Annotated in this window: 13 protein-coding genes; 5 read left to right on the top strand and 8 right to left on the bottom strand. The window is 69.0% G+C overall.

The features are described from left to right. Positions 1-57: 57 nt before the first annotated feature. Positions 58-513 (top strand): MGMT family protein, encoded by a 456-nt coding sequence (locus DVK03_RS04040; protein WP_115802281.1) that lies wholly within the window; start codon positions 58-60, stop codon positions 511-513. A 16-nt stretch (positions 514-529) separates the two neighbouring features. On the opposite strand, the gene DVK03_RS04035 is transcribed toward DVK03_RS04040, so the two are convergent. From DVK03_RS04035 to lonB, 3 genes are all read right to left on the bottom strand, one after another. Beyond that, positions 530-868: a hypothetical protein gene (locus DVK03_RS04035; protein WP_004044152.1), complete on the bottom strand. Its 339-nt coding sequence runs from the start codon at positions 866-868 to the stop codon at positions 530-532. Between the two features lie 102 nt (positions 869-970). Then, positions 971-2017, bottom strand: a complete 1047-nt coding sequence (locus tag DVK03_RS04030; RefSeq protein WP_115802280.1) for a type II CAAX prenyl endopeptidase Rce1 family protein — start codon at positions 2015-2017, stop codon at positions 971-973. Between the two features lie 6 nt (positions 2018-2023). After that, positions 2024-4108, bottom strand: a complete 2085-nt coding sequence (lonB, locus tag DVK03_RS04025) for an ATP-dependent protease LonB (protein ID WP_004064360.1) — start codon at positions 4106-4108, stop codon at positions 2024-2026. Positions 4109-4277: 169 nt separating this feature from the next. Between lonB and DVK03_RS04020 the strand changes: the two genes are divergently transcribed. From DVK03_RS04020 to DVK03_RS04010, 3 genes are read left to right on the top strand one after another with little or no spacing between them, the layout of a single operon-like run. Then, entirely contained in the window at positions 4278-4823 is a 546-nt protein-coding gene (locus tag DVK03_RS04020) for a nicotinamide-nucleotide adenylyltransferase (protein WP_006600584.1), read from the top strand. Between the two features lies 1 nt (position 4824). Continuing rightward, positions 4825-5613, top strand: a complete 789-nt coding sequence (locus DVK03_RS04015; protein ID WP_115802279.1) for an S-adenosyl-l-methionine hydroxide adenosyltransferase family protein — start codon at positions 4825-4827, stop codon at positions 5611-5613. Further along, the gene (locus DVK03_RS04010) at positions 5613-6269 is read left to right on the top strand and encodes a trimeric intracellular cation channel family protein (RefSeq protein ID WP_004044157.1); all 657 of its coding nucleotides are present in this window, start codon (positions 5613-5615) and stop codon (positions 6267-6269) included. The genes DVK03_RS04015 and DVK03_RS04010 overlap by 1 nt, the downstream gene beginning before the upstream one ends. Positions 6270-6302: 33 nt before the next feature. Here the strand turns inward: DVK03_RS04010 and DVK03_RS04005 are convergent, their stop codons facing one another. From DVK03_RS04005 to DVK03_RS03990, 4 genes are all read right to left on the bottom strand, one after another. Further along, positions 6303-7622, bottom strand: coding sequence for an APC family permease (locus tag DVK03_RS04005; RefSeq protein ID WP_115802278.1), 1320 nt, complete (start codon positions 7620-7622; stop codon positions 6303-6305). A 187-nt stretch (positions 7623-7809) separates the two neighbouring features. Further along, the gene (gene thsA, locus DVK03_RS04000; protein ID WP_008607594.1) at positions 7810-9372 is read right to left on the bottom strand and encodes a thermosome subunit alpha; all 1563 of its coding nucleotides are present in this window, start codon (positions 9370-9372) and stop codon (positions 7810-7812) included. Between the two features lie 174 nt (positions 9373-9546). After that, positions 9547-9828 (bottom strand): HalOD1 output domain-containing protein, encoded by a 282-nt coding sequence (locus tag DVK03_RS03995; RefSeq protein ID WP_004064366.1) that lies wholly within the window; start codon positions 9826-9828, stop codon positions 9547-9549. Positions 9829-9882: 54 nt separating this feature from the next. Then, positions 9883-10533, bottom strand: a complete 651-nt coding sequence (locus DVK03_RS03990) for a helix-turn-helix domain-containing protein (protein WP_004064367.1) — start codon at positions 10531-10533, stop codon at positions 9883-9885. A gap of 187 nt (positions 10534-10720) precedes the next feature. Here DVK03_RS03990 and DVK03_RS03985 point away from each other — a divergent pair, with 187 nt between their 5' ends. Then, positions 10721-11545 carry an amidohydrolase family protein gene (locus tag DVK03_RS03985; RefSeq protein WP_004044162.1) on the top strand — a complete coding sequence of 275 codons (825 nt, stop codon included), beginning with the start codon at positions 10721-10723 and terminating at the stop codon, positions 11543-11545. A 9-nt stretch (positions 11546-11554) separates the two neighbouring features. On the opposite strand, the gene DVK03_RS03980 is transcribed toward DVK03_RS03985, so the two are convergent. After that, positions 11555-12457, bottom strand: coding sequence for a glycosyltransferase family 2 protein (locus DVK03_RS03980; protein WP_115802277.1), 903 nt, complete (start codon positions 12455-12457; stop codon positions 11555-11557). Positions 12458-12499 lie beyond the last annotated feature (42 nt).

Raw genomic sequence — 12499 nt, 5'->3', positions numbered from 1 at the left:
CCCCAACCGCACGCGGTCGCCGGAAGGGTCAAGCGTCCGGCGACGGGAGCCGAACGTATGCCCGTCTCGGGAATCTACGCGCGCGAATCGTCCACGCTCGGCCGCCCCGTGCAGGTCGGCGTGGTCAGCGGGAAGGTCATCGACGTCTCGTTTCCGGACTCGCTGCCGGCGGACGCCGAGCCGGACCACGACCACCTCGACGCCGTGTTGGCCGCCATCGACCGGGGCCAGACGGACCTCTCGTCGGTCCCCATCGGACTGACCGTCCCGACCGACCAGCGAAGCGTGCTGGAGTCGCTTCGGAACGTCCCGCGGGGTGACTCGGTCGACGTGGCGCTCCTCGTCCGCATGGCCGGCCTCGACCCCGAGGACGACGACTCGGAGCGCGTCGTCCGCAAGGCGCTCGCGGCGAACCCGGTCCCGGTCGTCGTCCCCGACCACCGCGTGAAAGACGGCCCGAGCGCCGCGCCAGACGACGTGGTCGAGGCGCTCCGGAAGTCCGAAGGAATCTAATTCTGCGGACCGCCCCTCAGAACGGCATCGCGTCGGTCTCGCGGCGGAGCGCGAGGTAGCCGAGCAGGCCGGCGAGGAGGAACAGCGTGCTCGCGAGTCCGACCGACTGGACACCGGTCGCGAGCTCGGCGAACTGCGAGACGCCGGCGAGGAGGAAGCCGCCGCCGGCGACGTATTTGAGTTGACTGTCGACCGGAATCCGGAGCGTGACGACGCCGAGGAGAACCGCCGTCAGCCCGAAGGCGGCGTCGGCGGCGAGCCGGAGCGTCGGGTTCCCGGTGGCGAACGCCGCGACGACGAGCGCCAGATAACCGATGAGCCCCGCCTGCGTCAACTGCCGCGTGTCGATGTCCATACCGGCTACGCGTGGTGCGGACACTTGAACGCATCCCCGCGCCGCGGCCGCGACGGCGGGTGGTTCGGCGGTCGTCACCGACGCCGACGCAGGGAGACCCCGCTACCAGCCGAACAGTTCGTGGCCCGCGAACTCCAGCGCGTTCACGAGGTAGTGGGCGACGACCACGACCAGCAGGCTCTCGGTGAGGACGAACGCCGCCGCGAGGACGAACCCGAGGAGGCCGGTGACGATGATGCCGAGTCGACCCTGCGCGCCGTGCCCCGCGCCGAAGGCGGCCGACGACACGGCCGCCATGAGCCACGGCGACACGTCGAAGCCGGCGGCGACCGCGCCGACGAGCGCCCCCCGGAACAGCAGTTCCTCGAAGCCGGCGATGAGGGGGAGCGCGACCGCGAACAGGAACACCCAGCCCGCGGTCGTCCGCGGCGTCAGCGACTCGCGGACCGCCTCGTCGGGCGCGATGCCGAACCGCTCGCTGACCGACGAGCCGACCCGGTTCGCCCCGTAGAGCGCGAGCCCGAGTCCGACGCCGATAGCGAGCTTCGTCGGGAGGCCGGTGACGGAGAGGCCGAGCGCCGCGGCCGGCACGCCGGCGTACCACGCGCCGAGGCCGAGGAAGCCGCCGAGGAACGCCTGCGAGAGCGCGACGTTGGCGAGCAGGAGGTGCGGCGGGAGGTCGTCGGCGGACGCGGAGCGCTCCGAGACGGCCGAGGCGGGGCGTGCGGTGACGCCGGGTATCGTCCGGTCGGTCTCGGTCTCACAACCGGCCGCAGCGTCGGGGTCCGCGTCGCGGTCGGCGTCGTCCGCAACGTCGCCCGCCGCGAGCGTCGGCGGCTCGGGTCGCGGCGACGCGTCGGTCGAATCGACCGAAAAAGAGGCCAGCGGGAGGGCGTCGGGGTCGGCCGACTCGTCGGAATCGGCCGGGTCGGCGGGGGTCGAAACCGGGTCGTCCGGCGTACCGACTCGGGAGTCAGTGTCGGAAGCGTCGGGGTCGGAGGCGTCGCCGCGGATAGCGTCGTCGGGCGCGGCGGGCGCGGCGGAGCCGGTTCCCTCAGCGTGCGGGACGCCGCGAGAAAAGTACGCGAGAGAGAGTAAGACGGCGAGGACGAGGCCGGTGAAGCCCGCGAACGCCGCCCAGTCGGTCATCCGGCGTTACTGCGGGCTGGGGCTGGACGGCCCTTTGACGCCCTGCCCCTTGTTGAGGGCGGAGCCGGTGATGCTCTTGAGGCGGTCCACAAGCGAGTCCTTCTCGGGTTCGCCTTCGAGGGCGACGTCGAGGACTTCGCTGATGTGCGAGACGGGGATGATGTCGACCATCTCCTTGTACTCGTCTTCGATCATCACGTCCTGCTCGTTGGCGGCGGGGATGATGACCGTCGAACAGCCGGCCTTCGCGGCGGCCTCGATCTTGTGGGTGACGCCGCCGACTGGGAGCACGTCGCCGCGCACCGACAGCGAGCCGGTCATGGCGACCGACTGGTCGATGGGGATGTCCTCCAGCGCGGAGATGACGGCGGTCGCGACCGTGATGGACGCGGAGTCGCCGTCGACGCCCTGCTGGCCGGTCTGGACGAACTGCACGTGCACGTCCATCTCCGAGAGGTCTTGGTTGGAGAACTTCTTGATGATGGCCGAGACGTTCTGGACGGACTCTTCGGCCATCTCCTTGAGCTGGCCGGTCGCGATGACCTGACCGGGGCCCTGCGAGGGCGTGACTTCGGCCATCACGGGGAGCATGATACCGGAGTCTTCGCCCATGACGGCGAGACCGTTGACGCGGCCGGTGACGAAGCCGTCGTTGACCGACAGCTCGTAGTCCTTGCGCCGCTCGATGTACTGGTCCGCAATCTGCTGCTCGATGGAGCGCGCGCGGCGCTTGGCCTGGAGCACGTGGTCGCGGGTGGTCAGCTCGGCGTTCTCGCCGCGGGCGATGTCGCCGGCGACGCGGACGAGGCCGCCGAGGTTACGGAATTCGAGGGTGAGGTGGCCCTTGCGGCCGGCGCGGCGGCGGGCTTCGAGGATGAGCTCCTCGACCGCCTCCTCGGTGAAGTGCGGGAGCCGGCCGTCGTTGGTGACCTCCTGGGCCACGAAGCGCGCGTACTTGCGGCGCATCTCGGGGGTGTCCTCGATGGTGTCGTCCATGTACACCTCGTAGCCGTAGCCCTTGATACGGGAGCGGAGCGCGGGGTGCATGTTCTCCATCGCGTCGAGGTTCCCGGCAGCAATCATGATGAAGTCCGTCGGGACGGGCTCGGTCTGGACCATCGCGCCCGAGGAGCGCTCGGACTGGCCCGTGATGGAGAACTCGCCCTCCTGGATGGCCGTCATCAGGTGCTGCTGGCTGCGCACGTCGAGCGTGTTGATCTCGTCGACGAACAGGACGCCCTTGTTCGACTTGTGAATCGCGCCGGGTTCGACGCGGTCGTGGCTGGGCGTCTCCATGCCGCCGGACTGGAACGGGTCGTGGCGGACGTCGCCGAGGAGCGCACCCGCGTGAGCGCCCGTCGCGTCCTGGAACGGCGCGGACTTCTGGTCGGCGTTGTTCACGATGAGGTTCGGAATCATCGCGTCGCTGCCGCGCGAGCCGTAGCGGAACGCGAGATAGATGATACCCGCGGCGAGGATGCCGAGCAGGACCTGCTGGGCGATGATGAGCGAGTAGCCCAGCACGACCGCGATAATAATCCACATGAGGAACGAGCGCATCTGATTGCGCTTGCGTGCCTCCTCTTTGTGCGCCTCGACGATCTGGTCACCTTTGCCCGCGGGGACCGTGCGGACCTTGGGGCGATTGCCGTCGTCGGGGTTGTGGTAGACGAGCACGTCCTGGAGCTCCTCGCGGGGGAGAAGCTCGGACATCGCCTTGGCGAGCATCGACTTCCCCGTCCCCGGGGAGCCGATCATCATGACGTGGCGGCGCTGCTTGGCCGCCTTCATGATGACGTCGCGGGCGTGTTCCTGCCCGATAACCTGGTCGACGAGGCGGTCCGGGACGGGAATCTCGTCGGTCGTCTCTATCTGGAGACCACCGAGGAGGTCGTTCTCGTCCACGTTCTCGGCCACGTCGGCGTCGATTTCGACATCGCTCCCGAGGTCGTCGATCGTCTTCTTGTCGACCTCTTCGGCCTCGTCGTGCTGGAGCGACCCCCCGTCGTCGATACCCTCTTCCGAGGGCGCGTCGTCGGGTGAATCCTCCCGCTCGTGGAGGCTGTCGTCGGTGTTCGTATCGTTACTCATAGAACTGTCGTCGCTACTTCTAACGTAGGCCCTGCGACTGATATACTTTCTCCCCGTCACCATCCGGTGGCTCTTGCCGTAATCTCGCGTTTCGACCTTCCTACCACCAGAATACCGGAGTTCTCCGAACTCGGCGTATTTATAAGTAATCCGGACTAACGCCCGACGCATGCGGGGGTTCTACATCGGCCGGTTTCAGCCGTACCACAACGGCCACCACCGAATGGTCGAAGAGATTGCCGCCGAGGTCGACGAGCTCGTCCTCGGTATCGGGTCCGCGGGCGACTCCCACTCGCCGCGGAACCCGTTCACCGCGGGCGAACGAATCATGATGGTCAACAAGGCCGTCTCGGATTTCGACATCACGACCTACGCGGTCCCCATCGAGGACCTCGACCGCAACTCGGTGTGGGTCAGCCACGTCCAGTCGATGTCCCCCGCGTTCGAGGTGGCGTACTCCAACAACCCGCTCGTCATCCAACTGTTCACGGAGGCGGGCGTCGAAGTCCACCAATCGCCCATGTTCAACCGCGAGGTGCTAGAGGGCACGGAGGTCCGCCAGCGCATGATAGAAGACCGCGACTGGGAGTCGCTCGTCCCCGACGAGGTGGCCGACGTGGTCCGCGAAATCGACGGCATCGAGCGTCTCCAGCGCGTCACGGCCACCGACGGGGCCGAGCGCGTCGACGACGACGAGGACCCCAACCCCTGTTGAGATGATTACGCTCGCGTCCGACTTCGGGCTCGCGTACCCCGCCGCGATGAAGGGCGTCGTCCTCTCGCGGACCGACGCGCGACTCGTGGACGTGGCCCACGACCTCCAGCGACAGGACGTTCGCGCGGCCGCCTTCTGGCTCCGCGAGACGCTTCCGTACTTCCCGCCCGCGGTCCACCTCGTCGTCGTCGACCCCGGCGTCGGCACCGACCGCCGCGCGGTGGTCCTCCGGGTCGGTGGCCACGTCTTCGTCGGCCCCGACAACGGCGTCCTTCGTCCGCCGGCGAGGCGCGTGGCCGCCGAACTCGACGACGACGCGCCCGTCGAAGCCTACGAAATCGACGTTCCGAACCCCGAGTCGACGACCTTCCACGGGCGGGACGTGTTCGCGCCCGCGGCCGCCGACGCCCACGTCGCCGGCGCGTCGGCGCTCGGGTCGGTCGACCGCTTCGAACCGATACCCGTCGACTCGCTCTCCGAGTGCCGCCTCCCCGAGGCGACCGTCTCCGACGACGGCCGCGAGGCGACCGGCGAGGTGCTGGTCGTCGACGACTTCGGCAACTGCATCACGAACGTGCCGGGCGCGTTCGTCCGCGACGCGGCGGGCGAGACCGTCTCGGTGAACGGCGAGTCGGTCTCCGTCGGTCGCACGTTCGAGGCCGTCGCGCGCGGCGAGAAACTGGTCACGGTCGGCAGCCACGGCAACGTCGAGTGCGACGTGAACCACGGCCGCGGCGACGAGGCGTTCGGCCTCGCGCCCGGCGACCGCGTCGAACTCCGGGTCGACTGATGGCGACGCTGCTTTTCGTTTCGGCCCCCGCCGCCGTCGCGGTCCCCGAAATCGACCCGTTCGCGGTGATGAACGTCGTCGGCCTGCTCGCGTTCGCGGTCGCCGGCGCGCTCAAGGCCGCCGAGGCCGGCCTCGACGTGTTCGGCGTCTCCGTGCTCGGCATCGTGACCGCCCTCGGCGGCGGGACGACCCGCGACGTGCTCGTCGACCGGCTGCCGGCCTCGCTCGCGGGGACGTGGGACATGAGCGTCGCGCTCGTCGGCGTCGCCCTCGCAATCGTCCTCATCCACTCGATGGAGGGGCGCGTGCGCGACCACCCGGCGTTTCTGACCACCGACGCGGTCGGGCTGTCGGCGTTCGCGGCGACCGGCGCGCTCGTCGGCGTCGACGCCGGCGTCACGTCGTTCGGCGTCGTCATCCTCGCCACCATCACGGCCGTCGGCGGCGGCTCCATCGCCGACATCCTCATCGGGCGCGTGCCGGTCGTCCTCCGCGACGACTTCTACGCGACGCCCGCCGTCGTCGGCGGCCTCGCCTTCCTCGCGGCCCGCGCGGTCGGCGCGCCGACCGGCGTTCCCTCGGGGCTGTGCGCCGCGGTCGTCTTCTCGGTTCGGGTGCTCGCGCTCCGCTACGACTGGCGGCTCCCGCGGGTCTGAGGCGGGGCTGGGAGACCACCGGGAACGGAATCCCTACAACTCGTTTTCGACGCGTCGTTCCGCCGACCGAACCTCGCTTGCGATGCTCTCGCGCTCGAAGTAGAGCACCTCGACGCCGACGACGACCACGGCGAGCGCGAGGACGGTCCAGAACGTCCCGCGCTCGGCGTCGAACAGGTGCCACAGGAGCGCGGCCGCCGAGCTAACTCCGCCGATGGTCCCGACGGCGGGAATCACGGCCGTCGCGAGGTCCTCGCGCTCCCGAAACGCGAGAAACGAGAGGCCGCCGAAGATGCTGATGAACGCGAGCGACGCGAACGAACTGATGGCGTCGAGGCTCCCGAGAAAGGCGAACCCGGCGGCGAGCACGCCGAGCGTCGCGAGCGGGCGAACCGGCTCGTCGGCGGACGCGTCGCGGAGGCGACTCGGGAGCAGGTCGTCGGCGACGAGGCGCTTCGAGAGCCGCGCGGAGCTGAACAGCGTGGCGTTGATGGCGCTCCCCGTCGAAAACAGCGCCGCGACGGAGATGAGGACGAACCCGGCCTGCCCGAGGAACGGCCGGGCGGCGACCGCGAGGGCGGTCTCGGCGTGCTGTTGGATGGCGTCGATGCCGGCGAGGTTGGTCGTGACGAGCGCGACCATGATGTACAGCCCCGTCGCGCCCGCGATGGAGATGTAAATCGCCTTTCTGACGGTCTCGCGGGGGTCGGCGATGTTCTCCTGGTCGAACAGCAGGAGCTCCCAGCCCTCGAAGGCGACGAAGGAGACGGCGGCGGCGACGAGCGGGCCGATACCGAGGTTCGACAGGCCAAAGGAGAGGCCGCCGTGGGTCGCGCCGTAGGCGACGCCGCCGACGCCGAACACGAGCAGGATGGCGACCTTGAGGCCGACCAGAACGTCTTCGGCCCGCCCCGAGGCGTGCGCCCCGAAGACGTTGAGGCTCACGAACGCGGCGACGGTGAGCGCGGAGACGAACGGCTGTATCGAGACCGATGCGACCGTCGAAACGCCGGTGAGTTCGACGAAGTAGCCGCCGAAGGCGTAGGCGTACATCGCCATCGTCCCGACGTAGCCGAAGACGAACGTCCAGCCCACGACGCCCGCGAGCGTGGTGTTGTCGTCGGTGAAGCGCTCGACGTAGCCGACGGGCGACCGCGGCGACTCGCACAGCCCGTTCAGTCGGAGCAGCGAGTAGCCGGCACAGGCCGCGAGCACGCCGGCGACGACGAACGCCGCCCAGGCGAGCGTCCCGGCCGCGCCGGCGACGACGCCGAGCACGGCGAAGATGCCGCCGCCGACCATGCCCCCGATCGCCATCGACACGGCTTCCGGAAGCCCGACTTCGTCGGACATGGCGTGCAGTTCGACGCTCGTGACGGAAGAACGTAGCGGCCAGTTGAGAGGTATTATTCGGCGGCGCGGCTCCGGAGAGAGTGGCTGTGGGCGGCACGACCGCGAAAAGCGACACGAAGTGGCCCGGCGGCGGGAGCGCCGCCGGAGATGGGTTTGATGGGGGGAGTGCGTTCTGCGAGCGGAGCGATTACTTGGCGGCGATGACGTCGTCGATGCGCACGATCATCGTCGCGGCCTCGGTCGCGGACTCGATGGCTTCGCGCTTGACCGCGACGGGGTCGATGACGCCGAGTTCGACGGGGTCACCGATTTCGCCGGAGCGGCCCGAGGAGATGATGCCGGCGAGGCCCTCGTTCTCGTAGCGGGCGCGGAGGTCGACGAGCGCGTCGATGGGGTCCATGCCGGTGTTCTCCGCGAGGGTGCGCGGGAGCGCCTCGACGGCGTCGGCGTAGGCTTCGACGGCCAGCTGCTTGCGGCCCTCGATGCCGGCGGCCTCCGAGCGGATGCGGTCGGCGATGGCGATTTCGGTCGCGCCCGCGCCGGGGACGACGCCGCCCTTGTCGATGGCGGCGACGACCACGTCGACGGCGTCTTCGATGGCGCGTTCGAGTTCGTCGACGACGTGTTCGGTGCCGCCGCGGAGGAACAGCGTGACGGCCTTGGCCGCCGCGCCGCCCTCGACGAACGCGAGGTCGTCGTCACCGAAGCTGCGGATGCTGACGGCGTCGACGCGGCCGAGGTCAGACTCGTCGAGGTCCGAAAGCGAGCCGAGGCGCTTCGCGCCGGTCGCGCGGGCGAGGGCCCGGGCGTCGGACTTCTTCACGCTCTTGAACGCGAGGATGCCCGCGTCAGCGAGGAAGCCCGCGACGCGGTCGTCGATGGACTTGGTGCAGAACACCACGTCGACGCCGGCGTCCGCGAGCGCCTTCGCGTAGCCGCGGAGTTCGCTGTCCTCGGCGTCGATAGCGGCGGTAAGCTGGTCGACAGAGGTGATGTTGTACTCGGTGTCGACCTCGCTCTTGCGCACGTCGAGTTTCATGTCGAGGACCGCGACGGTCGCGTCGGAGACGGACCGCGGCATATTCTCGTTGACGGGCTCCTTGTCGAGGACGACGCCCTCGACGAGTTCGGTCGCCGAGGAGGACGCGCCCGTGCGGGTGAGCACGCGAACATCGTCGCGGTGGAACACACCGTTGTCGTCTTCGTGGACCATCTGGACCGCCTTGACGACGTGTTTGGCGAGCACGTCGGCGGTCACGTCGCCGGTGCCCTTGCCGGTCATGGAGGACTCAGCGACCTTCCGGAGCAGGTCGTCGTCGAGCGTCACGTCGAGAACCATGTCGTCGATGGCGTCCTGGGCGATGCGGGCGGCCTCGGTGTAGCCCTCGACGATGACCGTCGGGTGGAGGTCGTCGTCGAGGAGGTCCTCGGCGTGCGCGAGGAGTTCGCCGGTGAGGACGGCCGCGGTGGTCGTGCCGTCGCCGACTTCCTCCTCTTGGGTCTGGGAGACTTCGACGAGCATCTGCGCGGCGGGGTGCTCGATGTCCATCTTCTCCAGAATGGTCGCGCCGTCGTTCGTGATGACGACCTCGCCCGAGGAGTCGACGAGCATCTTGTCCATGCCGCGTGGCCCGAGTGTGGTCCGTACGGCTTCGGCGACCGCCTTTCCGGCGCGGATGTTGGAGTCCTGCGCTGAGCGGCCGTGCGTTCGGTTCGTCCCCTCTGCGAGAATGTATAACGGTTGCTGCATTCGTGAAGCCATGTTGAAACCTCAACCGCTATCAACGATTGCAGTTCTATAAATACGTTTCGCCGGGAGTGAGCTACGAAATCGCACGACAGGGCGACGGTTTTCGAATCTCGTCCGAGGTGTCAACGGCCCGAATCAGCGACCGGGCGAGGTTCCGTCGAAACGGGCGCAGGGCTACTCGTCGAGCGGGTGGACGGTGAGCGTCCCGTCACCGAACAGCGAGACGAGGTGGCCCGCGTACTGGAACGAGAACCGCCGAGACGGGTCGTGAGAGGGGTGAAAGAGAACGTCGAGGGCTTCGGGGTCGACGCCGATGTCCGAGAGCGGCGGGAGTTCGAGTGGGCTGAGTTCCGTGGCCGTCGCGACCGCCGAGGCGATGGCGACGGCCACCTCGTCGTACCGGTCGACGGAGGTGGTTACCACGGACCCAACTCCATCTTCGAACGGGTCGTCCATACAATCCGAATGGGTAGTGGAGTACCTATTGGTGTGGGTTGATTATGTAACCCGCTATTGTGGGGGTCGCTCGTCTCGAATTCGCTCTGCGAGCGTCCGGTACGCGCGTTTGAGACGGGCGGCGACCGCCTGCCGCGAGATGCCGAGTTCCGCGCCGAGTTCGGCCAGCGACGTGGCCCGGTGTTCGTCGAAGTAGCCGCGTTCGAGCGCGAGCAGCAGGGTTTCGAGCTGCGCGTCGGTCAGCTCCTCGCCCGGCGGCGCTTCCTCGGCCGCGACCGTGGTGATGCGGTCGAACTCGGCGTCGATGCCGTGGGCCGCCCACTCGCGTCTGAGGTCGGTCAGCACCCGGTACGACGACACCCGAAGCTTGAGCCACCACGAGTCGACGGTCGAGCGGCACTCCAAGAGGACCGCGTCGCGTTCGGCCAGCGCGTCGAAAATCGGGACCTGTGAGACGTTCCAGCTGACGCCGTAGAGCACCCGCCCCGAGACGGATTCGACGAGCGTGAGGTCGTCGACGCTCGGAAGCGACCGCACCGCCTCCCCGAACGACGCCGCGTCGGGACCGCGGACCCAGACGAACGACACCGACCGCGAGGCGGTCGGAACGGAGCGTTCCAGTTCGAGTTCCACGTCGTGTTCCACGACCGCGGACCCGAACGGGACCGCGGACAGCGGCGCGACGACCTCGGCGATGAGGCACACGCGTGAACGATAGGAGTATCAAGCCAAAAAGTTGCGTTTCAGGCTCTCTCCGTACCGTCGTGGAGGAATGAACGTCACGCGTCGATGAACGAACCCCGGCGGGCGAGCGGCCGATACTGTGAGCGCGGTGAAACGACGACGGCGGATTCTACAACCTATTTGACGGCCACCGGAGAGTGACACCACAATGCTGGAGTTGGAACACGGGTTCAGGGTCGTGGACGTGAACGCCCGCCTCGACCCCGACGAGCGGTCGGTCGCGGTACGCGGGCGGGAGATAAGCCCCGAGCGCCTAGAGCGCGAACTGCATCAGGCGGGCGTCGTTCGCGCCGTCGTCTCGCCGGGCGCACAGCGGGTCGCGGGGAGCTACCTCCGCCCGAACAACGCTGTCGCGCGGATGAGCGTCGACCGCCCGTTTCTGGCGTTCGCCCGCATCAACGGCCCGCGCGACCCGAGCGGCCGGGCCTCGGCGCGGCTCCGGAACTTCAGGTCGTCGCGGGCGGACCACCACGCCGACCCCGACGACATCGAACAGTACGCCTACGACGACCGCTTCCACGGCTTTTCGCTCGCGCCGGCGGTCGACGGGCTCCCGGACGACGAGACGCTGGCGATGCTGGAGGACGTGGGGCTGCCGGTCTTCGTCGAGGGCGGGCAGGCCTTCGAGCCGAGCGCCGTCGCCCAGTCGCTGCTCGGGCGGTTCCCGGTCATCCTGTCGGGATTCGGCGGCTTCCCGCTCGACCGCGGGCTGATGGACGAGGCTATCGACCTCCTCGACGACCACGAAGACCTCTATCTCGACACGAGTTTCGTCCGCTACCGGAGCGTGCTCGAACGCGCGCTGCTCGAACACCCGGACCGGGTGCTGTTCGGCAGCGGCGCGCCCGAGACCCACCCGAACGTGGGCGTCATGGAGATACTGACGCTCGACGTGTCGGAAGACGCGCTGGCGAAGGCGTTCTCGAAGAACGCGGCGCGGGTCATCGCGGCGCTCGGCCCCGGAGAACAGTAAGGAGGCGAGTCAGCGCCGGTCGTATCGGGCGACGGCGCGGTCGGCGCGCTTCGACCGGCCGTGGGGGTTCCGCGTGCGAGTTCGGTCGCGGGCGCGGGCGACCAACCCGTCGGAGACGCCCGTGGCGATGCCGCCGACCACGTCGCGGCCGGTTCCGAGCCAGCCCGACGGCGTCACGTCGCCTCGCAGGACGCCGAGGGCGGCGTCGACGCCGTCCGAAACCGCGTGTGTCACCGTCCGCTTGACGGTCCCCGGTCTGATGCCGTAGTTCTTCACGAGTCGATAGGTCAGAGAGCGGTACTTCCAGCCCCAGTCGCGCTCCGAGACGCCGCCGTCGGCCTCGAACTCGCGGCGGACGCACATCTCGGGAGCCCACGCGACGGAGCGGTCGAACCCGGCGAGGCGGTGGGCCGCGTCGCGCGCGCCGCCCGTCTGGAGGTACTCGTCGAAGCCGTCGAGGGCGTCGATGGCCCCGCGGCGGAACGCGACGTTGCCGCCGTTGAAGTACGTCACCGTGCGGCCGCCGATGGCGTTCCGTTCGAGCGACTCGGTCGTCATGCCGTTGCGGAGCGTCTGGTGCATCGGCCCGGTAACCACGTCGGCGTCGGCGATGCCGGCTTCGAGCGCCGACAGCCACGACGACTCGACGGAGAGGTCGTATCGAAGGAGTGCGACCACGTCGCCGCCGGCGACTTCGAGGCCGGCGTTACGGGCGACGTTGAGGTTGCGGTCGGAGATTTCGACCAGCACGTCCACGTCGTCGCGCTCCCTCACCATCCCGGTCGTGCCGTCGGCGGAGGGACCGTTGACGACGACGACTTCCGCGTCGGGGGCGTGCTCGGCCAGCGCGTCGAGGCTGGTGGCGAGCCGGTCCCGACCGTTGAGCGTCGGGAGCACAACCGAGAGGTCCATACCCGACAGTTGCGGTGGACGTACTTAAATGTGAATCGAGAA

The organism is Haloferax sp. Atlit-109R (genome assembly GCF_003665865.1).
Lineage (GTDB): Archaea > Halobacteriota > Halobacteria > Halobacteriales > Haloferacaceae > Haloferax > Haloferax volcanii.
Note: the sequence above shows the minus strand (reverse complement) of the source record. Positions and strands in the feature narration are given on the sequence as shown.